This window comes from Actinomycetes bacterium (assembly GCA_036000965.1).
Lineage (GTDB): Bacteria > Actinomycetota > CALGFH01 > CALGFH01 > CALGFH01 > DASYUT01.
The window spans coordinates 1-22,549 of the sequence record DASYUT010000255.1 but is presented as its reverse complement, the minus strand read 5'-3'; the positions used below and the strand labels follow the sequence as shown (position 1 = coordinate 22,549).

Here is a 22,549-nt window from a genome sequence, read left to right as displayed (position 1 = left end):
CCCCGAGCCGCGCTGGAGTAGCGGTGACGGTGTCAGGCCAGCCCCAGCCGCTTGGCCAGCTCGGCCGGCGAGCACGTCAGGCCGACCAGGAAGGTGCCGAAGCGGGCGTAGGCGGCGGTCACCTCGTCGAACCGCATCTCGTAGACGATCTCCTTGATCGCGGCCAGGTCGTCGGCCAGCAGGGTGACGCCCCACTCGTGGTCGTCGAGGCCCGTCGCGCCGGTGATGAGCTGCAGCACCCGTCCGTGGTAGCGCCGGCCCACCTTGGCGTGGCCGCCCATGAGGCGGCGGCGCTCCTCGAACGGCAGCCGGTACCAGTTGGCACCTGGGTCGCGGGCCTTGCTCATGGGGTAGAAGGCGAGGACTGCCTTGCGGGGCAGCTGCGGGTGGAGCTTGTCCTCCCGGTACTTGGCCAGGCGCTCCCCGGCCGCGGCGAGCTCGCGCTCGAGAATCTCGGGGTCTCGGCCGGCGTGCTCGGCCTCGACCCGAGCCCGGGTCTCCTCAGGGGTGGCCATGTACTCGGAGGTCTCGGTCAGCGAGACGAAGGAGAACGCCGGGGAGAGCGCTGCCCCGACCATGCCGGTGCCGAGGGCGCGGCCGAGCGCCTCGTGGCGGGCGAGGTCGGGGCCGAGGGCCATGATCCCGGCGTCGGCCTTGAGGCCGAGCACGGTAGAGCAGAGCACCTGGTGGTCGGGTTCGGCGGCAAACCCGTCGAGGGCGGCCACGAGCTGCTTGCCGGCCAGGCCGGGGTCGGCGCATCGGCCCGGGTCGACCCGGTAATAGAGGTGGGTGACACCCCAGCCGACGGAGGGCCGAACGGGGTCCATGAGGGGTTCCTCCTCGCACGCCAGGCTGGTCGGGCTCTCGATCATAGGTTCATCTTGCCTGCTCACGCGCTAGTCTGCCGCCTTTGGCGCAGATGCGTCGGCCGCTCAGGCGGGTTCGAGAAAATTGGCCCTATTGACATTTGTGACCTGGTGCTAGAGTTCCGCGCGAGCAGCGGTGCACGCTTCCCGCAGTGCGGTTCGAGCTGTCCCTGCCCGCCGGTCCGCGTGGGGTCCGGCTCAGAGTTGAACTCAAGGGTGGAAGGGAGGTACAGGTTCGTGACCACTGGAGTCGTCAAGTGGTTCAACCCCGACAAGGGGTACGGCTTCATCGCTCGTCCGGACGGCGACGACGTGTTCGTGCACTTCTCCGCGATCCAGGCGGAGGGGTACCGCTCGCTCGACGAAGGGCAGATGGTGGAGTTCGAGGTGACGCAGGGGCCCAAGGGTCTCCAAGCGGCCAACGTCCGCATGTTGCCTCCACAGTGAGCTGAGATGCGAAGACGGCCCGCCGCGCTCGCCCACGGCGGGCCGTTTCACGTGGGGCGGCTCAGGGGCGGCTGCCTCCCGGGTGGTCGCGCAGGAACCGCTCGACCTCGGCGACGAGGTCCTCGGGCGGGAGGTTCTCGAGCGAGGACGCCTCCTGGTCGTGCGTGGCCTCGAGCCGCTCGACGTAGCTGACCAGCTCCGGGTCGTCGGCCACGATGTCGGCCACGGTCGCGTCGAACGCCTCGGTCGCCTCGACCAGCGAGCTCGTGTCGATCGGCAGGGAGAGCAGCGTGCGCAGCCGCTCGACCAGGGCGAGGGCCGCGCGCGGGTTCGGCGTGGCCTGCACGTAGTGGGGGAGCGCGGCCCAGAGGCTGACCGCTGGGACGTCCGTCCGGTTGGCGGCGTCGGCGAGCACCCCGAGAATGCCGGTCGGCCCCTCGTAGCGGGAGGTGGCCATGCCCAGCTTGTCTGCCAGGGCGGGGTCGCCGGCGGAGCCGACCACCTGCACCGGCCGGGTGTGGGGCACGTCGGCCAGCAGGGCGCCGAGCGTGACCACCATCTCGACGTTGAACGCCCGGGTGACCTCGAGGACCTCCTGGGCGAACGTCCGCCAGCGCAGGTTGGGCTCGTCTCCGCGGACCAGGATGAAGTCGCGGTCCGATCCTGGCAGGCGGACGGCCTGGAACTCGACCGTGGGCCACTCGATCACGCGGCCGGTGCCGTCGGCGAGCCGCACCGTCGGACGGGTGTCCTGGAAGTCGTAGAACTCCTCGGGGTCGATGCGGGCAAAAGTCTCCGCATCCAGGGCGGCGGCGACGAAGCCGAGGGCGGTGGTAGCCGCCTCGCCGGCGTCGTTCCACCCCTCGAAGGCGGCGACCAGGACTGGGCGGCGCAAGGCGGGCCGGTGCAGGAAGGTGGTGTGGTCCATTGCTCCACGATGCCATCAATCGGCGTCTCACGGCAGCGGTCTACGCACCCCTGCCTAGTTTCACTCTGTACTGCAACGCGCACGATCTTGACGACCTGACGTCGTCTGCTCAGGGGACAACAAAAGTTGCGAAGACGCAGTACTATTACTTGCGAGGCCCTCGCGCTGTCTTGGCCCCCCCGGACGGCGCGGGGGTCCTTCTCGTGGTGGAGGGCTCACAGCTCGCCGAGCGGGACCGACTCGTCGGCCAGCCGGGCCCGGTCCACGGCCCGGTCGGCGGCGATGACGGCGCGGACCGGGTCCTCGGCGTCCCAGTCGTTGACGATCAGCGCGGCCCGGGGCTTGCCGCCCTCGAGGTACCAGGCGACGAACCTGGGCTCCTTGACGTCCTGGCCGCCCCGCACCACGACCTCGTCGGGGTCGCGGACGTGGCCGAGGTAGGACAGGGACAGGTCGAACTGGTCGGAGAAGAAGTACGGGACCCGATCGTAGCGCTCGTCCGCCCCGGCCATGTTGCGGCCGGCCATGCGGCCCTGGTTGAGCGCCTCGGCCCAGTGCTCGATCCGGATCCGGCCGAACAGCGGGTGCGCGGCCCGGGCCACGTCCCCGGCCGCGTACACGCCCTGAGTGGCCGGGTCGGCCACCCGCAGGTGCTCGTCCACCAGGATGCCGTCGTCGACCGGGAGCCCGGCCGCCTCGGCCAGCGCGGTCTCGGGCCGGACGCCGACCCCGACGACCACCGCGTCGGCGGGCAGGCGGGTGCCGTCGTCGAGCACGACCGCCTCCGCCCGGCCGTCGCCCTCGATGCGCGCGGCCTTGGTGCTGGTGTGCACGTCCACGCCCCGGTCACGCAGGAACGCCTCGAAGAACCTGCCCATCTGCGGGCCGACCGCCCTGGTCCACAGGGTCTCGGCGATCTCGAGCAGGGTCACCCGGGTGTCCTTCTGGGTCGCGCTCGCCGCCACCTCGGCGCCGATGAAGCCGCCGCCGATCACGACCAGGTGCTGGGCCCGGTCGATGGCGTCCCGCAGGCGCTCCGAGTCGTCGACGGTGCGCAGGTAGTGCACGCCGGGCAGGTCCTCGCCGGGGAGACCGAGCCGGACCGGCCGGGCCCCGGTGGCGAGCAGCAGGCTGCCGTAGTGCAGCTGGTCGCCCACCTCGGTGGTGACCGTGCGCGTGGCCGGGTCGACCGTGCTGGCCCTGGTCGCCAGCAGGAGCTCGACGCCGTTCTCGACGTACCAGGCCTCGTCGTGGGTGCGGACCTTCTCCCGACCGGCCTCGCCGCGCAGGAACTCCTTTGACAGCGGGGGGCGCTCGTAGGGCAGCTCGGCCTCGGCCGTCATCACCAGGACCGAGCCCCGGCCCGGCATCGAACGGATGCCCTCGGCTGCCTTGGCGGCCGCCACCCCGCCCCCGACGATCAGGAAGTCGACGTCACGCACGGCCATTGTGCTCCTCCAGCGATGTCGTGGTCCGGCCGCCTCGGGCGAGGCTCGCGCCATTCTTGACCGCTCCCGTCCCGGAGGCGAGCGCGTCCAGCCAGCGGGCCCGGGCCAGGTAGGTGGACGGGTCCTGGTCGTAGGCGCCGGTGCGCCGGATCGCCCGGGCCACGGCCGCCGGCACCAGCGGGCCGAGGTCACCCCCGCGGGCCGCCACCGCCCGCGCCTCGGTGGCCGAGCGCGCGGGCACCCACGCCGCCGTGGGCAGCCTGACCGCCGTGGGCAGCCTGACCGACGGCAGGCCGTGCTCGTGGACCGGGTGCCCGGCCCGGTCGGCGACCAGCAGGGATGCCGCCCCGGCCAGGCGGGCCAGGGCCGCCTCTGGGTCGTCGTAGTAGCGCGCGTCGACCAGCTGCGCGGCCTTGTCGGTGCCGAGCAGCAGCGCGACCTCCCCGCGGGCGAGGCCGCCGAGCGCCTCGGCCATGTCGACCAGCAAGGGGTGGCTGGAGACGGCGACCACGGCCCAGCGGTGGCGGCTGGCCCAGGCCCGGACCCAGTCGAGCCGGTCGACCGGGTGGGCCCGCTCCACGGCCTCCTTGTCCAGGCTGGCCTGGGCCATCGCCAGCACCACCCGCTCGCAGCCGGCGCGCCGGCCAGCCACTGCGAGCGCGGCATGGGCTCTGGTGAACGGGTTGAAGGTACCGGCGAGCAGCCCGTGCCGGCGTCCAGGAGCAAGCGTGCCCGCCACCAGCTCCAGCCGGGGCGGCCCGGGCGCGCGGGCCCGGGCCAGGGCGGCGGCCAGGGGCGCCAGCCGCCGCCGCTCGGCCGCGGTCGGCTCTGCCCGGCGCATGGCATCAGCATGGCACGCCGAAGGCAGGACACCGCCTGGTTGGCCAGGCGCGACCTCCGCTGGTTCCATAAGAGACCGGACCGGAAGAGGCCGGACCGGAAGAGACCAGACCGGAACCGGGGGATTTTCCCGTGCAGCCTTCCTGACCGCGTGATCCAAGGAGGCCGGATGGCCGAACCACTGACTCACCCCTCTGCCTGGCGGGCGCCGCACGCCTTCGACCTGGCCACCGGGGTGGTGGCGGCGGGGGACGGGGCCTGGACCGCCACCGTCGACCCCGGCTGGACCGTCGGGGGGCGCCCGAACGGCGGCTACCTGCTGGCGCTCGCGACGCGGGCCGCGCTCGCCCCGCCTGGGCCGGCCGGCGCGGGCGAGGCCGTCCACCCGGACCCGCTCGCGGTCAGCGGCCACTTCCTGGCCCCGCCGTCGCCGGGACCGGCCGAGCTGGTGGTGACTCCGCTGCGGGCCGGGCGCTCGGTGTCGACGCTGCGCGTCTCGCTGGCCCAGGACGGGCGGCTCTGCCTGGAGACGCTGGTCACGGCCGGCCGGCTGGACGGGGCCGAGCCGGCCTGGCGGGCGTCCGGCCCACCCGACCTGCCCCCTCCCGAGGCGTGCGTGCGTGGCCGGTCGGATCTGCCCGGTGGCGTCCGGGTCGCCATCCTCGACCACCTCGACCTCCGCCTCGACCCCGCCACCGCCGGTTGGGCGGCCGGCCGTCCCGCGGGCAGGCTCGAGATGCGCGGCTGGGTCCGCTTCCAGGACGGCCGCCCGCCCGACCCGCTCGGGCTGCTCCAAGTCGTCGACGCGCTGCCCCCAGCCTCCTTTGAGCTGGGGATCGCCGCGTGGGCGCCCACAGTCGAGCTGACCGTGTACGTCCGCCGCCGGCCCGCGACCGGCTGGCTGCGCTGCGCGGTCCGGGGAAAGCTGCTCCAGGGAGGCTGGTTCGACGAGGAGGCCGAGGTGTGGGACGCCCGGGGCGAGCTGGTGGCCCAGTCCAGGCAGCTCGCCGGCGCCCGGGCCCCCACCCCGCCGAGCTCCTGAGGCAGCCCTCCTGGGGTGGCTCTCCTGGGGTGGCCCTCCTGGGGTGACCCTCCTGGGGTGACCCTCCTGAGCGACCTGAGGCAGCCCTCCTGGGGCCTGCGGCGGCTCTGCCCGACCTGCCCGACTGAGCACACTCCGGGCGGGCCCGTCCCACCCGCCCGGATCAGCTCTGCAGCTCCTCGGGGACGACGGTCAGCTCGAGCAGCTCGCCGCCCCGGAAGGCGCGCACGGTGACCGGCTGGCCGATCACCTCGGTGACCATGAGCCGCTGCAGGTCGCCGGCGTCCACCACCGGGCTGCCGCCCAGGTCGATGATGAGGTCCTCGCGGCGCAGCCCGGCCCGGGCTGCCGGGCTGTCCCGCATGACCTCCACGACCTCGACCGCGCCCTTGCGGTCGAGCACCGCGGCGACCCGCGGGGGGAGCGGCCGCCTGCCTCCGGCGATGCCGATGTAGGCGCGCCGGAAGCGGCCCTCCCGCATGAGCGCGGCGATGATCCTGCGGGTGGTGCTGTTGATGGGGACGGCGAGCCCGAGGCCGACCCCGGCCACCGCGGTGTTGACGCCCACCATCCGCCCGTGCCCGTCGACCAGCGCGCCACCGGAGTTGCCGGGGTTCAGGGCGGCGTCGGTCTGGATCACGTTCTCGACGATCCGGCTGGCGCTGCCATCCCTGGTGGGGAAGGAGCGGCCAAGGGCGCTGACCACGCCGGCGGTCACCGAGCCGGCCAGCCCCATGGGGTTGCCCACGGCCACGACCAGCTGGCCGACCCGGAGCCGGTCGGCGTTCCCCAGGGACACCGGCTCCAGGTCGGCCTCGCTGGCCCGGATGACGGCCAGGTCGGACAGCGGGTCGCGGCCGACGACCTCGAAGCGGAGCTCGCGGCCGTCGGGGAGCGAGGCCCGGCCGCGATCGGCCCCCTCGACGACGTGCGCGGAGGTGATGAGGAACCCATCCGGGGTAAGGACCGCCGCCGAGCCAGAGCCCAGGGCCTGGTAGCCGCCTCGTACCCGCCGGTTCACGCGCAGGCTGGCCACCGAGCCGAGCAGCCGTTCGGCCACCGACGTCACCACCATGGAGTAGGCGTCCATGGCCTCGGCGTCGACGTCTGCCGGGGAACCGCCGCGCTCCTCGGACGTGGAGTCCGCAAGCAGCGCATCGATGAACCGGATCGCGCCCATCCCACACCTCCCGGCGGCTACCGCCGACTGCCGTGCCATTGCTCCGTAATATTGTAATGAAGCCAGGCCGACTTTGGTGCGGCCGTGAGCTTGCATAATGTTGGCGATGGCAGCAGAACCGGAAACCCTCGAGCGCCTGCAGGCGGCAGTGTCGGCCGAGCCCGACAACCTCCTGCTGCGGGTCGAGGTCGCCAGGCTCCTGCTCGACGCCGAGCGGTTCGAGGAGGCGCTCCAGCAGTGCGTGCTGGTGCTCGACCGCGCGCCAGGCAACAAGGACGCACTCGCCCTGGCCGTCCAGGCCGCGGGCCGGGTCGGCGGGCGCCCGTCCCGTCCGTCCCCGTCGTCGCTGGCCGGGCGGGTCCGCGCCTGGGCGCTCGGGCCGTCCCAGCCTGAGGTGGCCGCTCGAGCCCCGGACCTGGGCTGGAGCCCCGTGGAGCCCCAGCAGCGGCGGCCCGGCGCGGCACTGCGCCCCATCGACCTGCACCTCGGGGCGGTCGAGCAGCCAGGGGTGACCCTCGACGACGTCGGCGGCATGTCCGCGGTGAAGCGCCGGATCACCAGCGGGTTCCTGGGGCCCCTTCGCCATCCGGAGATGCGCCGGCTCTTCGGCAGGTCGCTCCGCGGCGGGCTGCTGCTCTACGGGCCGCCCGGGTGCGGCAAGACCTTCGTCGCCAGGGCCACCGCTGGCGAGCTGGGCGCCTCGTTCCTCGCCGTCGACCTGGGCCACATGCTCGACATGTGGCTCAGCTACAGCGAGCAGACCCTCCACGAGATCTTCGAGCGCGCCCGCGCGCACGCGCCATGCGTGCTCTTCGTGGACGAGCTCGACGCCCTCGGGCGCAAGCGGGCGCAGCGGCGCTACTCGGTCGGCCGGAAGGTGGTCGCCCAGTTCGTGGCCGAGCTGCACGCCGTCGGCCAGGACACGGAGGATGTGGTGGTCCTCGCGGCGAGCGCCCAGCCGTGGGAGGCTGACATCGCCCTCCGCCAGCCAGGGCGGTTCGACCACCGGCTGCTGGTGCTCCCGCCCGATCACGACGCCCGCGCGTCCATCCTGCGCGCCCGCCTGGGCGGCCGTGAGGTCGCCGGCCCCGGGGTCGACGAGCTCGCCACCCAGACTGAGGGCCTGACCGTGGCCGAGCTGATCGACCTTTGCGACGAGGCCATGATGGCCGCGAACGAGACGAGCCCACCCGGCGGGCCTGCCCGAGCGGTCACGGCGGCCGACTTCAGGCGCCTGCTCGCCGCGCTGCGCCCGAGCGCGCCGGTCTGGTTCGCGGGCGCCCGCGACCACCTCCGGTACTCGGGCGAGAGCGTGGCCTACGACGAGCTGGCCGCGTACCTGCGCGCAAGCAGGAGCTGACCGGCAGTCCTCGATCGATGTGGGGAGCTCGCTCTGGCGTGGCGTGCCCTGCCCGCGGTCCTCGTTCGATGTGGGGGGAGGCTGTCCGAGCTCCCCCCACGGCCCCCCAACAGCGCCTGTGCCATGGCCAGGGGGATCCCGAAGGGTGCCGGTGCCATGGTCGGGCGGATCCCGTCAGCCCAGGACCGCCTCGGCTTCGATCTCGACCCGCCAGCGGGGGTCGAGCAGGCCGGCGACCACGACCATGGTGGCGGCCGGACGGACCGCGCCGAACACCGCGCCGTGCGCCCGCCCGACCGCCTCCCAGTCCCCGGCGTCGACCAGGAACATGCGGGTGCGGACGACGTGCTCGGCCCGGGCGCCGATCCCGGGCGAGGCCAGCGCGTCGAGGATGATCTCCAGGCAGCGCCGGGCCTGCCGCTCGGGGTCGGGGTCGCACGAGCCGTCGGGCCAGATCGGCGCCGTGCCCGACACCAGGACGCGGTCGCCGACCTTGACGGCCCGGCTGAAGCCGATCTCGGGCTCGTAGGGTGACCCGGAGGCCACCCGGGTCCGTTGCGCCGGCGTGCTGGTCACGGTCTACGGCTCCTTTGGTCGGGGAATTTGGTCGGGACGGCCCGGGGCCCACCGCGGCCTGCGGCGTCGGCGCCCCCCACGCTCCTCACCGCCCCGAGGTCGTGGGCGTGAAGGAGCGGCGACCTGCGGCTCTTCCAGAGCCGTCGTGACCGCACGGACCCGAGCGGACCACGGTGTGCTGGCAGAGGTTGACCAAGTCCCCTGAATCCTCGGACAACCGCCACGTTCGCCACTTTCTCGACTGTACGGCAAGGTGTAGCGTCCCACGCGAGGACTGCGGACCGCGACGCGAGGGAGCCGCTGCCCCACCCGGTCGGGCAGGGTGTGTCGTCTGAGGAGGTCGCTGTGCTGCGGCCCCGTCCCCTAGTAGCTGGCTTCCCGCCAGCTCGCCGATCACCCATGTCGTGTGGCACGCGACCCTCGCCGCGTTGCAGCTGGAAGGGGCTTCCTCATGCCAGCCATCACCGGCCGCTGGGCCGCCCGCGTCGCCGTCACCATCGTGGTCGCTCTGCTTGTCAGCGGGTGCGCCGGCAAGACGGCCACGTCGACCGCCGCGTCCACGCCCAGCACCACGACCACCGCGGCGCCGACCACCACAACGGTCCCGCCCATGACCGCCAACGAGCTTGCCTGGCTCAAAGCGGTCACAGCCCTGCACAACAAGATCGACAAGGTGTTCAGGCAGTCGGGCGTCACCCTGACGCGCGCAAAGATGACGTCGTATGCGAACACGCTGCGCGGCTGTGGTCGTGAGCTGGCTCGGATCGGTCCTCCCAGCGACCGCCTGCAGCCGGTCTATGCCTTCGTCAAGCAGGCGTGCGCCGAGTACGACAAGGGGGCGAAGTGCCTTGCCACGGCCGCTGGTGTCAGTGACGCGAGCGGTGGGGTCGTCGCCAGTACGGCCGCGGCGCGGACGCAGGAACGGGCAATCAACTGCGGCTTCGAGGCTCAGGGGAACGGCAGCAACCTCCTCGTCGACGCCGAGGCAAAAGCCGAGGAGATCAAAGCCGAAGCCGGCTGACTTCGCGGGTTCGGGGGATCGATCCGCAGGTGGCCGCGCACCCCTGCGATCCGATCGAGCATGCCCCGGGGGTATGGCCCAGCTGTGGTGCTCGTGACTGCTCTGGCCCCCCCGGACCGGCTGCGCGCCAAGCGCCCCGTACCAAAGGCAGCGGAACACCGCCAGGTCCAGGGTGCGCTTGTGGCCGTAGCAGCACACCCTGGCCTGCTCCCAGGCCAGGGTGGTCATGCCGCGAGCAGGATCAGCTCCGGCAGCCGCTGGCCCTTGACCCTGGGGCGGCCGGGCTTGCCGGTGCGCGGCGGCGCCAGCTCGTACAGCGCAGCGTCGCAGCGCAGCCGGCTGGGTGACGGTCAGGTTGGCGGGCGCGTCGCGCCAGGTCCGGCCGATGTAGGCGGCGTCGCCGACCAAGTGGACCAGCCAGTCGGGGTAGCGGGCGCAGGCCTGCTCGACCAGCTGGCGGGCGAGGGTGAGCTTGGCCGGCCGGTCGGGGGTGGCCCTGGTGTGCCTGGCACGCTTGGCTTTGCGCCCCTTGCGGGTCATGGCGGGCCGCCACAGGCGGGCGAGCACCGGCAGGCACCCCATCCGGTGGGGGACGAACGGCAGGCGCACCAGCACGCCGACGACGACCCAGCTGTTGCCCCCACGCGGTCCGGTTGCGGCCCGGCGCGGCCGCGTCATGGTGCCAGGCGGCCCCGAAGATCTTGCGGCCACAGCGTTTGAACAGGCTGTCGTCCACGGCCAGCAGGATCGGGGCGTCCGGGGGGACCAGTAGCCGCACGATCATATCCAGCAGCGCCAGGCCGACCTGGTCGACCGACCAGCGGGCCGCCGAGAAGAAGCGGTGCGCTTTGGTGTGGTGCCATACGCCGGCCAGCCGGGCGCCGACCAGCATGCCGGTCACGGTCCCTGGGCTTTGTTGGGCGAGGAACCCGGCGGCCAGGGCGGTGAAGGTTCGAAACGTGGGGGCGGTGAAGCAGGGACCGAAGACGCTGAGAAGCTCGGCGAGCGATGTCGGGAGGGTTGGCATGAGCATCGGTGGTCGTTGGCTTGGCGGATGGGACCGCCGATGCTCTCTTGCACGTCCCAACCAGGTCAAACCGGGCATGCATACGCTCGTCCCGCTCCCGGTCACGCCGAGCGCCGACCCGCAAACTGCGACGAGTAGGTCGCGGTAGGGAAAATCTGGCGCCCGGCGCGCGTCTATACCTCAAGAAGGATGCGGCAGCCACGGGGAGGACGGGTGGACGAAGCGGCGCTGGTGCGGGCGGCCCACAACGGCGACCGCGAGGCGTTCATGCAGCTGGTCCGGGTGCACCAGGCCGGCGTGCGCGCCTTCGCCCGTGGGCTGCTCGGCGACCGCGTGCTGGCCGAGGACATCGCCCAGGAGGCCTTCCTGCGGGCCTGGCGGGGCCTGGGCGCCTTTCGCGGTGATGCGGCGTTTGCGGCCTGGCTGTACGCCATCGCCCGGCGGGCGGCGCTGGACGAGCTCCGCCGGCCGGCCGTGCGGACGGTGCCGGTCGAGCAGGTCGCGGAGCTGGCGGATCGGCGTGGTAGTGACCCGGTGCTGCGTGGCGACCTGGAGCGGGCCCTTGGGGCGCTGGAGCCCGCCCAGCGGGAGGCGTTCCTGCTGGTCGTGGTCTTGGGCCTGTCGTATCAGGAGGCTGGCGGCATGACCGGCTGCCCAGCCGGGACAATCGCCAGCCGCGTGTTCCGGGCCCGCACGCGGCTGGCCGGAGCCCTGCGCACGCCAAAGGAGGATCCGGCGTGACCATCCACGAGCACGTGCAGCAGACACTGTCGGCCAGGCTGGACGGGCAGGCCGACCCCGAGCAGCGCTTCCTGGCCGAGCGGCACCTGGCGCAGTGCCAGGCATGTCGGGCCATGGTGGGGGCCTTCGCCGGGGTCGACGCGCTGGCCCGGGAGGTCCTGCTGCCGTCGGGGCCAGCGCCGTTCGAGGCGGCCCTGGCCCAGCGGCTGGCCGCCGAGCCGGCCCATGGCCAGCCGCTTGGCCCGCCGCGGCTGCGGCGCCGGCTGTGGCTGGCCGGCGTGGCCGCCGTGCTGGTGGTGGTGGCGCTGGTGCTTGCAAGCATCGTCGTCTCCCCGGCCGCCCGCTGGCCGCTGCCGGTGCCCACCACGACCCCCCAAACGGCGCCGCAGGAGCTGACCCTCGCCAAGGTCCTGGTCCGGGCCGAGCAGGCGGCCAGCGGGGTGCGCACGCTGCAGGGGCGCTTCACCCGCACCGAGACCGCCATGCCCACCAGCAGGACCGTCACGACCAGCTACCGCTTCGTGTTCGCCAGCCCCGACCGGGTCCGCGTCGAGGGCGGCCCCGGCGCCGAGGCGCGCCTGGTGATCATCGACGGGCCGGCGGCCCGCGGGATATGGGTAGGCAGGGAGGACCCTCGGCCGCTGGTGTCGACCGGCCTGCCGCTGGTCAGGCCGCAGGGTCAGGACGCCCTGGCACCGCTGAGCGAGGGGCTGACGCTGTGGTTCCGCAACCGGCTGGAAGACGCCGACCAGCCAGCGTCGCTCACCACGCGGGAGGGCCGCCGCGTCTACGTGCTCCGGCTGCGCTACGAGTGGTCCACCGCGGCAGGGCCAGCCCTGATCACCCACCTTGAGGTGTGGCTGGACCCCGCCACCTTCCTCCCAGTGCGCATCCAGTACCAGGACCGCGCCAAGCCGGGCCGGGTGATCGTGCGGCGGGACGTCCGCTACACCTACCAGCGGGTCAACGGCCCGGTGCCGCCCGGCGCCTTTGCCGTCCCGGCCGGCGCGACATTCCGCGCGGCCGGCCAGTTCCGCCCTATGCCGCTTGGGCAGGCCAGGGCACTGGCGTCCTACAAGGTGCCCCACATCGGGACGCTGCCCCGGCCGGGCTGGCGGCTGCTGCGCTCCGGCTTCGCCCCGGTCGGGCGCCCGACCGGCAGCGAGGGCGGCAACCCCAAGGGCCGCGATCTGGTGGTGGCCGTCTACGGCAGCGGCCTGGAGCGCCTGGTGCTGACCACCCTGCTGGTGGGCGACCAGGAGCTGGGCCGCCTGCAATATGACGACCCCTTCGGCGGCGAGGGGATCCAGCGGGCCACCACCCGGTACCGGCTGCGGGCCGGCGCCTACGCCGGCACGGTCGCACACCTTGGCCTGCCCAGCGCCGACGCGCCCTACCTGTGGTTCCGCAGCGGCGGAGTGGTGGTCACCCTCAGCGGGGCGGCCAGCAGCCAGGAGTTGATCGCCGCGGCCGAGTCCCTCACCCGCTGAGCGCCCCCGCAGACTCAGCGCACCGCACATCGGCGGCCCAGTCGCGCTGACCGCCCCAGGCGCGCTCGCCACCCAGGCACTGCGCTGTGGCCGTGCTGTGACCGATCTGCAACGCGTGCCCGGGATAAGCAGGCCGATGCCGTCCCGTCCAAGCAGTCGAGGAACATGCCGAGGACCGCCACGCCTTGGGTCGTGGTGGCCGGAAGGGAGACCTCCGATGCAGCGATTACGTGAGTTCCTGCGGCCCCGACGCCGCGGGACAATGGGGTCGGTGGCAGGCGCACTGGCCGCACTCGCCCTGATCACCGGCATCGCGGCCGGAGCGCTCGCCGTCGGCGCCACGCCAGCTGGGCTCGCCACGCCAGCGGCAGCGATGCCGCTGGCGCTGACTGGCTGCCAGTCGACCGCGCCCGCCCTGCCCTGGCCGGTCCTGCGGATCGGCAGCCGCGGCGCGGACGTGACCGCGCTGCAGCACATGCTGCGCGGATGGAGCGACATCAACCGCTTCAGCGTCGCCGCCGACGGGATCTACGGCCCGCGGACCGCCGCCGCCGTCCGCGTGTTCCAGCGCTTCCACGGGCTGCGCGTCGACGGCGTCGTCGGCCCGCAGACGTGGGGGTCGCTCGCCGCGTTCATCGTCGCCCGCGGCGACCGTGGCGGGTTCGTCGCCGCCGCCCAGGTCGAGCTGACCAAGAACGAGTACCCGGTCGCCGTCGACGGCATCTTCGGCCCACGGACCCAGGCCACCGTCCGCCGAGCCCAGTGTGACCTCGGCCTGCGTGTGGACGGGATCGTCGGGCCACGGACCTGGCGGGCCTGATCCCACGCATCCTGAAGTGAGCGCAACCGACTGCGACCTGTGCAGCCCATGCCGGTGATCACCGGCATGGGCTGCACGCCTCGGCGTGCCTCGCAGGCGTCAGGCTCGGCAGGGCGAGACCTCGGAAGGTCAGCGCAGGTAGAACCAAGGTAGATCGTTGACCGCGTCGTTGACCGAGCAGAGCAAGCTCTCAGATTGAGACCACCAGATCGGAACCTGGTGCTTCGACCGGCATGCGATTCAGAGCTCCGGCCCGCTTTACCCGCCCGTTCCCCTGCCAGCCTGAGCTCAGCGAGGCCTGGATGGTCGAGCGACACGCGAGAGGCTGCACGAAGGCCGCTGTCCTCGACAGCCTCAAGGAGGAGGGAGCGTCTCGGCGCACTAGCTCCGTTCGGAAGATCTCCCGTGTGCAGGCCCTAGCCGTCATACTGAGGGACATGCGTACGTCCAAGCGTCGTCGAGATCGCCGGCGGACCGTCGTGTCCCCGCCCGCTGGCGTCGAGCTGGCAGAGATCGCCGCCAGAGCATCTTACGTTGGCAGCAGCGAGCATAAGTCGTATCCCTCATTCGCTGGCCCACCCAAGCTTAGGGCAGACGCGACCAAGTGCGATCCGGCACTTGCGGATCCTGCGGAGCTTACTCGGTGGCTTCGCGAAGCGATTACCTCGGGACGAGTCGGGGCACCCTGGCAGGGCGACTTTCCACGATACGTCTGGTATCGCAGAGGCGACACTTGGTACGAGGGCATGCTGGTGAATCAGGTACTCGGCCAGTACAAGGGCTATCAGCTTGAGCCGAGCGAGTGGCCGGAGGGCCTATGATGGACGCTCACCCCGGCCTGAACTTTCGATGGGAGTGGGAGCCTGGAGATGGTGTCCGGGCAGCGGAGCACCAAGTCACCTGGGCTCGGTTGGAGATCTGGGTTGGATCCGACTGCCTCACCCTGGTCGAGGACCGCGAGACGCAAAGCTCAAGACGTTCTATTTATTGCTCGATGTACCCGCTTGCCGAATGGATCGCCTATAATTGGTGGTTCCTTCGGGCAGATGCAAGACCCATACCGGAGTTCACGCGACCAAGAACAAATCTCAGCATCGTAGGCCCACAGTCGAATGAACGAGGCCGTCTTAATAGGCATGGTCTCCAATCGGCTGGGGACGGCTTCGCATGGCCCTACCTGCTCATAATGCCCCAGGGAAAGTCAACTCGACTGCTTTGGCGACGGGACCAGGCTGTATCGCCTGGCCGCCCCGTGCGCTTTCTCAGCCAAGGCGAAGCAGTGCTCGATAATCAAGAGGTCGAACAAACTCTTGCTTCTCTTGTCGAGGCCGTCTTGACTAGATTGAGGGAGCAAGGCGTCACAGACACTTTCTTGGAGAAAGAGTGGTCCGAGGTATTACGAATTGAGAAGGACGAGGAGGAGAAGGAGTTCTGTCTCGCTGCGGCACGCCTAGGCCTAGATCCTTTCTCCGAGGCGTCTGAAGTAGAGTCTGAAATCCTCCGTGCGGCAGAAGAGTTGAGTGGTGATGTCTTCGGAGATTTCCTCGATGCTGTTAGTCCTCAGAACATTGGAACGGGACTCCACTGGATCTCCCGAGCGAAGCGTCTGATTCACAAGTCCGCGAGCCAAGCCAGTCCAACGATCTCTGAATTGAGGAGAGAGACACGCCGTGGAAATGAAGCCCGGGGCTCTCGGCCATGGGAAGTAGGCTGGCGGCAGGCTTCTGAGGTTCGAAGTCTTCTAAGCACGGCTCCCGAAGAGATCTTCTTGATTGACGATCTAGTCGATTCGAAAATACGAACGGTTGAGGACCGCGGCCTGCAAGCTATTGGGAGCACGCCTAGCGAAGCAACTCCAGTTGTAGTGCTGGGTCGGCAACAGTCAACGAGGACATCGCGCTTTACTCTGACCCGTGCTCTGTGGCACATGCTTTACGAAGATGATCCTCTCTTCCTCGTTACTGGCGCATATACCGATAGGCAGAAAATGGAGCGTGCCTTTGCGGCTGAGCTGCTTGCACCAGCTAAAGGAATAGCAGAGCGGCTGGGAGGAACTCCTGATGTCGTTCTCTTAGAGGATTTGGAGGAGGTTGCGCAGTATTTCCGGGTATCCCCAATGGTGGTGGAGCATCAGGTGGAGAATCAGTTATCCGCCAGCATCATTGGCTAGCCGTCCCATGACCACGGTCAAGTTCGATCGAGCGATTCCGGGGGCGGGGCAGCTCTGGATCTCCTTCGGCAGGTTCGGAGGGAGCGTCGGCTTCCCAGTGAATATCAATGATGTGGTCGCGCTTGAACTTCACCTGGTCCCCCCAGTCGAGGCGGGGAATGCCGATCGGCTGGTTCCTGAGTGTGCCGACGAGGTGGCGTCTCTCCACAGCGACGACCTCCACCCACATGCGTTCGGCCCACGTCCATCTGCCCCACCCGTCGTACACCAGGTCGAGTACAGCCGCAACCTGCTGGTTCGGTCCGGCGCGCAGATGGACCGCGTGGTCAACACGATGGTCGACCGGACCCGCTCCCGGCTGGACGTGCCAACCCTGCGGACGCTCGTTGGCGCCAAACGGCGCCCGCGCCTGGGCGGCACCCCCGACCTGTCGCCCCGGCTGGCAGTGGTGACCGAGACACCTCGGTGGGACCTGACCCGGTTCAAGGTCCACTTCGGGCGCGTGACCTTGAAGGGCTCCACCAACGGCGAACACGTGCTGCGCTTCGAAGCGGTCGCCCACAACACCAACCAGCTCGGCTGCGGCCGGGCGATCGGGAAGTTCCCCGAGATCGTCACCCGGCTGCGGGGCATGGCCGAGCGGTTCTCCCACCACCCTGGACTGCGTCAACACAGGCTTCCTGCCCGACGGCACCCTCGACGAGCTGCCGCTACCCGCCCGCATCGGCCACACCCGCATCGGCGGCATCGACCTGAACAAGCCACGGATGCGGGCCGCGCTGGCGGCGGTCCTGGCCCTGGCCGCCGCACCCGATGGCATCACCGTCAAAGACCTTGCCGCCAAGGTGCAGGCAATCGGCGCCCCGACCGGCTACACGATCCGCCAGGCCGCCTACGACCTGCGCAAGCTCCGCGGCAAGGACCTGGTTGTCAAACCCGGCCGGTCACGGCGCTACCAGGTCCCGCCACCGGCCGCCCGCACCATCGCTGGCCTGCTCACCCTCCGCGACCAGGTCATCGGCCCCATCGTGGCCGGTGTCCGCAGCCCCCGGCTGGGCCGCAAGCCCGCCCACTGGACCGCCATCGACCGCGACTACGAGACCCTGCGCATCGGCATGCAGACCCTCTTCGCCGACCTCGGCATCACAGCCAGCAGCGCCGCAGCATAGACAACATTTTGTCGATCCGGATTCCTCGGTGGCTTCATTGTTGATGCGGTGTTGCGAACTGCGAGATTGGTTGCCGCTTACGTGTGGTCGGCCGGGTGGGTCGTCTCGGCCTGGTCGAGGGTGGCCGCCCAGCTTGCGAGGAGGTTCAGCGCGTCTTGGGATGTGGAGCCCGGGTCCCAGTCGCCGTAGAACTCCCTGGCGCGGGGGTTGAGGAAGATGAACCGGGCGATATTCGCCGGCCGGGCCGGGTCGGCGAATATCGGCGAGAAGAGTGCCTTGCCAAGCTGGTTCGCGGCGAGGATGTCCAAGCGTCCATTCCGCGCGTACGCCGGCGCCGTGGTCATCGCGTCGAGGATGCGCCGCACACTCGGGCGCACCTGCTGCTTGGCGGGGCGGCGACGCGTCCGTGTCGTGGTGTCTGCCGCGTGGACCAGGTCGAACAGGTGTGCGCGTTCGGCCTCGTCGAGCTGTAGCGCGCGGGCGAGAGCTTCCAGGACGCCGTCGGAGACGCCGCGCGCGTTGCCCCGCTCCAGACGGGTGTAGTAGTCGACGCTGACCCCGGCGAGCAGCGCGACTTCCTCCCGGCGGAGTCCGGTAACGCGCCGGTTGCCGCCGTAGGCGGGCAGGCCTGCCTGCTCCGGGGTGATCCTGGCCCGTCGGGAGGCCAGGAAGTCACGAATCTCGTTTCGGCTGTCCACGCCTACGACGCTACATCTGCCCGGGCCGCGCTGGGAGGCCCTGTCATTACCTGGATCAACCGATCACGCTCGCCGCACCCGGCTGACCGGCCCGGGCCTCGGTGGGGGGTTCTGACAGTACCTGGAACGACAGGCTCTCCCTAGCCGGCGCCGTCCGCGATTTCGTTGATATCGCGCAGGTACGACGGACACCAGCGCGTACCACTCGGGGAGATCTCCGCGCGCGGGCCGCTTCGCAGCGGCAACGGAAATGGCGGCTTATGGTACTTCTACATGATCGGGAAGGATGTCATGCGAGCAACCTTGATGTACGGTGCCGGTGACGTGCGGGTGCCGCAGGCGCAGGGCACGCTGGTGAAACTGCCGGTCCGCGAGGACTCGGGGCTGCTGCCGTCGCTGCTCACCTTGTCCGATGTGTTCTGCACCGGCCACCACGCTGCGGTCACGGCCGGGGTCAGCCCGCGCACGACGGTGACGGTGATCGGCGACGGCGCTGTCGGGCTGTTGGCGGTGCTGGCCGCCAAGCGGCTCGGCGCCGAACGCATCCTGCTGATGGGCCGGCACAAGCAGCGCACCGACCTCGGCAGCGAGTTCGGCGCCACCGACGTGATCGCCGAGCGCGGCGAGGAGGGCATCGCACGCGTACGGGACCTGACCGGTGGCGACGGTACGCACACGGTGCTGGAGTGTGTCGGCACGAGGCAGGCGATCGACATGTCGCTCGGCGCGGTCCGCGACGGCGGGGTAATCGGTAGGGTCGGCGCCCCGCAGTACTCGGAGGTGCCGATGGACTTCGGCACCGTGATGCGCAACATCACCCTCACCGGCGGCGTGGCCCCCGCCCGGGCCTACATCGAGGAGCTCATGCCCGACGTCCTCGACGGCACGGTCCAGCCAGGCCGCGTCTTCGACCGCACCACCAACCTGGAAGAAGTGGCGGACGGCTACCGCGCCATGGCCGACCGCGAAGCGCCGAAGGTGCTCATCCGTCCCTGACCGCAATACGGGACTACATAAGGAGACAAGGCGTGCGAACCACCACACTGGGCAGCAAGGGGCCCGAGGTCGGCGTCATCGGCCTGGGATGCATGGGCATGACGTACGCCTACGACATGAAGGCCCCCGTGACGACGGTACGTCCATCGCGGTGATCCACCAGGCGCTCGACCTGGGCGTGACGCTGATCGACACCGCCGACGCCTACGGTCCGTACACCAACGAGGAACTGGTCGGCCGGGCGCTTACGGGCGGCCACCGCCAGCGCGCGGTGCTGGCCACCAAGGTCGGCCTGGTCATCGACTCCGGCGCGGCTCCCAACTCTGGCAGCACCTCCCCGGGCGCCTCCAGGAACGGCCGCCCCGAGCACATCCGCAAGTCGATCGACGACAGCCTGCGCCGGCTCGGCACCGACCATGTGGACCTTTACCAGTTGCACCGGGTGGACCCACAGGTGCCGCTGGAGGAGACCTGGGGGGGCGATGGCGGAGGTTGTAGCGGCGGGCAAGGCGTGGCACATCGGCCTGTCCGAGGTGTCGGTGGACGAGATCAGGCGGGCGCAGGCGGTGCACCCGGTGGCGTCGGTGCAGTCCGAGCTGTCGCTGTGGACCCGCGACGTGCTGGCCGAGGTGCTGCCCTACTGCGAGGAGCAGGGCATCGCCCTGCTGCCCTTCGCGCCGCTGGGACGGGGCTTCCTCACCGGGCGGTTCTCGTCGTTCGACGACCTGCCTCAGGACGACTTCCGGCGCAGGCTGCCGCGCTTCCAGCAGGACGCGTTGCGGGCCAACCTGGCCATCGTCGGCCGGGTGCGACAGGTCGCCGAGCCGGTCGGGGCCACCCCGGCGCAGGTGGCGCTGGCGTGGCTGCTGGCCCAGGGCCGGTACGTGGTGCCAATCCCCGGGACCAAGACCCCGAAGTACCTGACGGACAACGCCGGCGCGGCGGACGTCGAGCTGAGCGCGGCGGACCTCGCCGAACTCGACGCCCTACCCGCGCCGGAGGGCGCCGCTACTGATCTGCGCCGCACGCACGATCGGTGACCCAGCCACATCACGCGCATCACGAAGGAGAGGCCGATGGCCGCGTGGACGAGCGACGAAATCTCCAAGATCGGGGCAGCGGAAGAGCTGCAGCTCGCGTCACGGCGACGCGACGGCACGCTGCGAAAGCCGGTGACCATGTGGGTGGTTCCCTGCGGCGACAGTCTCTACGTGCGATCGGTGAACGGGCGCGCCGGCGCCTGGTTTCGTGGCACCCAGGTGCGCCACGAAGGCCACATCTTGGCGGGTGGCGTCGAGAGAGACGTTTCCTTTGTGGACGCCGAGCAAGACATCAATGACCAGATCGACGCCACGTACCGCAGCAAGTACCGCCGATACGCAGCAAACATCGTCGGCGCCATCGTGAGCCCGCAGGCGCGATCCGCGACGATCAAACTCGTGCCGCGCTCAACAAGCTCTTAACTTGATTCATAGGTGGGGCTTGGCTGCTGGTCCGCCACGCCGACGACCGACATAGCCATCCGGGTTGACCTTGCCGTGATGGCCTGGTAGCCGGATCGTAGGGCCGCTGACCAGCGGTGCCGTTGGCTGTCATGGTGAAATGTACATTGTCCGAACACCGGCGGCTCGGCTAATCCTGTAAGGGTCGAGGGGAGCATTTGTCCTGGGTCTTCGGTAGGTTGCCGGCGACGTCCTGATCTGGGTGGCGGGTGCCGCCAACCGTCGGCGTGGTCCCCAGCCCGGCGGCGGCATCGACCGGCGTCCTTGGCTGCGGTGCGGTGCTCCTGCGGCAACCGACGCACCGGCGGCGCCGTGAACCGCGGCGGCTGCTGCTGCGACAGTGAGGTATGAGCACGTACCCGGACCACACCGGCAGCGGTGGAGACACCGAGCTGCTCGCGGCCGTCGCCGAGGGCAACCCGGAGGCGTTCGGGACGCTGTATGACCGGCACGCCGCCTGGTTGATGTTGCGGCTGCGCCGGCGCGCCGCCGACCCTGATCTGGTCGACCAGATCGTCCAGGACACCTTTCTGGTGGTGTGGCGCGACGCCGGGCGCTTCCGCGGCAGCGGCGCGGTCGGGGCGTGGTTGTGGGGGATCGCGATCCGGCGTCTGCTCGACGTGCAGCGCGCCGACGCCGCCCAGGGGCGGCTGGGGCGCCTGCTCGCCTGGCGGCGGGCGCAGGACGCGGCAAGCGCCGAGGAGCAGGCTCTGGCCGCGCTCGAGCACCGCGACGTGATCCGGGCGCTGAACCGGCTCGCGCCTGAGCTGCAAGCGGTCCTGCAGGCGACCGTGCTCGACGGGCTGAGCACCCGCGAGGCGGCCGCGCTGCTGGGGATCCCGGCCGGCACGGTCAAGACCCGGGCGATGCGAGCGCGGGCGCGGCTCCGCGAGGAGCTGGCAGGAGCATGACGCCGGATCGGGGTCGGAACGAAGGAGCCATCATGGCTGATGTGGTTGAGCCTGGCGCCGGAGCGGCCGGGGCCTGGCACGCGGACGGCGAGCTGCTGGCCGCCTACGCCGCCGGCCGCCTGGACGTGGCGGGCACGTGGTCGGTCGAGGCCCACGTGACAAGCTGCGCGGGCTGCCGGGAGCTGGCAGGGGCACTGGCCGAGCCGGAACGGCTGCGGCGCGGCCGTGCGGCGGTGATCGCCGCGGTCGACGTGCCCCACGCCGGCGTGGCCGAACGGCTGCTGGTCCGCCTTGGCGTGCCCGACTACACCGCCAGGCTGCTGGCCGCGACCCCGGCGCTGCGGGGCTCTTGGCTGCTGGCCGTCGCCACCACACTCGCGTTCGCGGTGCTGGCGGCCCGGCTCGGCTCGGGCCGGGACGCGAGCCTGGCGTTTCTCACCGTGGCACCGCTGCTGCCGCTGGCCGGCATCGCGGTGGCCTACGGGCCTGGGATCGACCCGACCTATGAGATCGGCCTGGCCGCCCCGATGCGCAGCTTCAAGCTGCTGCTGCTGCGCGCCGCCGCGGTGGTGGGGGCCGCGGCCGTGCTGGCCGCGGCGGCCAGCCTTGCCCTGCCAGGGCTCGGACCCGGCGCGGCCGGCTGGCTGCTGCCCGCGCTCGCGCTGACCGCCTGCAGCCTGGCGCTGGCCACATTGGTGGAGCCGCTGCGCGCCACCGGGATCAGCGCCGCCGCTTGGGTGGCCGCGGTGCTTGTCACCGTGCAGCCGCCAGGGCCTTCATCGGTGCTGTTCGCAGTGCCCGGGCAGGCCGCCTTCGCCATCCTCGGGCTGCTCGCGGCCGTCGTGGTGCTGCTTCGCCGCGGCCGCTTCGAGTCCGACCGCGCTTTTGACACCACCCCGCGCTTTGCCGCCAGGAGGCTGCGATGACCACCCCCGCGCTCACTGCCCATCCCGCGCCGAGCGTCCGTGCCCGCGATCTGCGGATGACGTTCGGGCGGACCCGCGCGCTGGACGGCGTGTCGTTTGACCTGGTGCCCGGCGTGACCGGGCTGCTCGGCCCCAACGGGGCCGGCAAGACCACCCTGCTGCGCATCCTGGCGACGGTGTCGGCGCCTGATGCCGGGTCGCTGGAGGCGCTCGGCCTAGACCCCCGACGCGGCGGCGGGCGGCTGGCGCTGCGCGGCCGGCTCGGCTACATGCCGCAGGAACCCGGCTTCCACGCGCGTTTCACCGCGTTCGAGTTCGTCGACTACGTCGCCATCCTCAAGGAGCTGCACCAGCGGCACGCCCGCCACCAGGAGGTGCGGCGGGTGCTGGA

Annotated in this window: 20 protein-coding genes and 3 pseudogenes; 15 read left to right on the top strand and 8 right to left on the bottom strand. The window is 71.2% G+C overall.

Annotated features, from left to right (window positions below; all coding sequences use genetic code 11):
* Window positions 1-32: 32 nt before the first annotated feature.
* The gene (locus tag VG276_22340; GenBank protein HEV8652057.1) at window positions 33-827 is read right to left on the bottom strand and encodes a chlorite dismutase family protein; all 795 of its coding nucleotides are present in this window, start codon (window positions 825-827) and stop codon (window positions 33-35) included.
* Window positions 828-1,103: 276 nt separating this feature from the next.
* Between VG276_22340 and VG276_22335 the strand changes: the two genes are divergently transcribed.
* The gene (locus VG276_22335) at window positions 1,104-1,313 is read left to right on the top strand and encodes a cold shock domain-containing protein (protein HEV8652056.1); all 210 of its coding nucleotides are present in this window, start codon (window positions 1,104-1,106) and stop codon (window positions 1,311-1,313) included.
* A 61-nt stretch (window positions 1,314-1,374) separates the two neighbouring features.
* Here the strand turns inward: VG276_22335 and VG276_22330 are convergent, their stop codons facing one another.
* The 3 genes from VG276_22330 to VG276_22320 all read right to left on the bottom strand — a co-directional run bounded on the left by VG276_22330 (window position 1,375) and on the right by VG276_22320 (window position 4,530).
* The gene (locus tag VG276_22330; GenBank protein HEV8652055.1) at window positions 1,375-2,241 is read right to left on the bottom strand and encodes a PAC2 family protein; all 867 of its coding nucleotides are present in this window, start codon (window positions 2,239-2,241) and stop codon (window positions 1,375-1,377) included.
* A 215-nt stretch (window positions 2,242-2,456) separates the two neighbouring features.
* Window positions 2,457-3,689 carry an FAD-dependent oxidoreductase gene (locus VG276_22325; GenBank protein ID HEV8652054.1) on the bottom strand — a complete coding sequence of 411 codons (1,233 nt, stop codon included), beginning with the start codon at window positions 3,687-3,689 and terminating at the stop codon, window positions 2,457-2,459.
* Window positions 3,676-4,530 carry a hypothetical protein gene (locus VG276_22320; GenBank protein HEV8652053.1) on the bottom strand — a complete coding sequence of 285 codons (855 nt, stop codon included), beginning with the start codon at window positions 4,528-4,530 and terminating at the stop codon, window positions 3,676-3,678. Before VG276_22320 ends, VG276_22325 begins: the two co-directional genes overlap by 14 nt.
* A gap of 168 nt (window positions 4,531-4,698) precedes the next feature.
* Here VG276_22320 and VG276_22315 point away from each other — a divergent pair, with 168 nt between their 5' ends.
* Window positions 4,699-5,571: a thioesterase family protein gene (locus tag VG276_22315; protein ID HEV8652052.1), complete on the top strand. Its 873-nt coding sequence runs from the start codon at window positions 4,699-4,701 to the stop codon at window positions 5,569-5,571.
* A gap of 163 nt (window positions 5,572-5,734) precedes the next feature.
* Here VG276_22315 and VG276_22310 read toward each other — a convergent pair whose 3' ends face one another.
* Window positions 5,735-6,751 carry a trypsin-like peptidase domain-containing protein gene (locus VG276_22310; protein ID HEV8652051.1) on the bottom strand — a complete coding sequence of 339 codons (1,017 nt, stop codon included), beginning with the start codon at window positions 6,749-6,751 and terminating at the stop codon, window positions 5,735-5,737.
* Window positions 6,752-6,857: 106 nt separating this feature from the next.
* Between VG276_22310 and VG276_22305 the strand changes: the two genes are divergently transcribed.
* Entirely contained in the window at window positions 6,858-8,111 is a 1,254-nt protein-coding gene (locus tag VG276_22305; GenBank protein ID HEV8652050.1) for an AAA family ATPase, read from the top strand.
* Window positions 8,112-8,285: 174 nt separating this feature from the next.
* Here VG276_22305 and VG276_22300 read toward each other — a convergent pair whose 3' ends face one another.
* The gene (locus VG276_22300) at window positions 8,286-8,687 is read right to left on the bottom strand and encodes a RidA family protein (GenBank protein ID HEV8652049.1); all 402 of its coding nucleotides are present in this window, start codon (window positions 8,685-8,687) and stop codon (window positions 8,286-8,288) included.
* A gap of 451 nt (window positions 8,688-9,138) precedes the next feature.
* Between VG276_22300 and VG276_22295 the strand changes: the two genes are divergently transcribed.
* The 5 genes from VG276_22295 to VG276_22275 all read left to right on the top strand — a co-directional run bounded on the left by VG276_22295 (window position 9,139) and on the right by VG276_22275 (window position 15,956).
* Window positions 9,139-9,708 carry a hypothetical protein gene (locus tag VG276_22295; GenBank protein ID HEV8652048.1) on the top strand — a complete coding sequence of 190 codons (570 nt, stop codon included), beginning with the start codon at window positions 9,139-9,141 and terminating at the stop codon, window positions 9,706-9,708.
* 1,240 nt (window positions 9,709-10,948) lie between these two features.
* Window positions 10,949-11,476 carry an RNA polymerase sigma factor gene (locus VG276_22290; GenBank protein HEV8652047.1) on the top strand — a complete coding sequence of 176 codons (528 nt, stop codon included), beginning with the start codon at window positions 10,949-10,951 and terminating at the stop codon, window positions 11,474-11,476.
* Window positions 11,473-12,966, top strand: coding sequence for a zf-HC2 domain-containing protein (locus VG276_22285; GenBank protein HEV8652046.1), 1,494 nt, complete (start codon window positions 11,473-11,475; stop codon window positions 12,964-12,966). The genes VG276_22290 and VG276_22285 overlap by 4 nt, the downstream gene beginning before the upstream one ends.
* A gap of 217 nt (window positions 12,967-13,183) precedes the next feature.
* Window positions 13,184-13,786 carry a peptidoglycan-binding protein gene (locus VG276_22280; protein ID HEV8652045.1) on the top strand — a complete coding sequence of 201 codons (603 nt, stop codon included), beginning with the start codon at window positions 13,184-13,186 and terminating at the stop codon, window positions 13,784-13,786.
* A gap of 1,279 nt (window positions 13,787-15,065) precedes the next feature.
* Window positions 15,066-15,956 carry an ImmA/IrrE family metallo-endopeptidase gene (locus VG276_22275; GenBank protein HEV8652044.1) on the top strand — a complete coding sequence of 297 codons (891 nt, stop codon included), beginning with the start codon at window positions 15,066-15,068 and terminating at the stop codon, window positions 15,954-15,956.
* On the opposite strand, the gene VG276_22270 is transcribed toward VG276_22275, so the two are convergent.
* Complete coding sequence (locus VG276_22270) at window positions 15,946-16,626, bottom strand: DUF2314 domain-containing protein (GenBank protein HEV8652043.1); 681 nt, start codon at window positions 16,624-16,626, stop codon at window positions 15,946-15,948. The two genes, VG276_22275 and VG276_22270, sit on opposite strands and share 11 nt — an antisense overlap.
* Before the next feature lie 97 nt (window positions 16,627-16,723).
* On the opposite strand from VG276_22270, the gene VG276_22265 reads away from it, so the two are divergent.
* Complete coding sequence (locus VG276_22265; protein HEV8652042.1) at window positions 16,724-17,125, top strand: hypothetical protein; 402 nt, start codon at window positions 16,724-16,726, stop codon at window positions 17,123-17,125.
* Between the two features lie 173 nt (window positions 17,126-17,298).
* Here VG276_22265 and VG276_22260 read toward each other — a convergent pair.
* A pseudogene (locus VG276_22260) lies at window positions 17,299-17,823 on the bottom strand (helix-turn-helix transcriptional regulator).
* Window positions 17,824-18,141: 318 nt separating this feature from the next.
* On the opposite strand from VG276_22260, the pseudogene VG276_22255 reads away from it, so the two are divergent.
* The 6 genes and pseudogenes from VG276_22255 to VG276_22230 form a co-directional block, all read left to right on the top strand.
* Window positions 18,142-18,819 (top strand): annotated as a pseudogene (locus VG276_22255) (zinc-binding dehydrogenase).
* 32 nt (window positions 18,820-18,851) lie between these two features.
* Window positions 18,852-19,859: pseudogene (locus tag VG276_22250) on the top strand (aldo/keto reductase).
* A gap of 36 nt (window positions 19,860-19,895) precedes the next feature.
* Window positions 19,896-20,282 (top strand): DUF2255 family protein, encoded by a 387-nt coding sequence (locus VG276_22245; protein ID HEV8652041.1) that lies wholly within the window; start codon window positions 19,896-19,898, stop codon window positions 20,280-20,282.
* 386 nt (window positions 20,283-20,668) lie between these two features.
* Complete coding sequence (locus VG276_22240; protein HEV8652040.1) at window positions 20,669-21,232, top strand: RNA polymerase sigma factor; 564 nt, start codon at window positions 20,669-20,671, stop codon at window positions 21,230-21,232.
* Between the two features lie 32 nt (window positions 21,233-21,264).
* Window positions 21,265-22,158: a zf-HC2 domain-containing protein gene (locus tag VG276_22235; GenBank protein HEV8652039.1), complete on the top strand. Its 894-nt coding sequence runs from the start codon at window positions 21,265-21,267 to the stop codon at window positions 22,156-22,158.
* Window positions 22,155-22,549: ATP-binding cassette domain-containing protein (locus VG276_22230; protein ID HEV8652038.1), on the top strand; the 395-nt coding region annotated here is incomplete at its 3' end. The genes VG276_22235 and VG276_22230, both read left to right, overlap by 4 nt.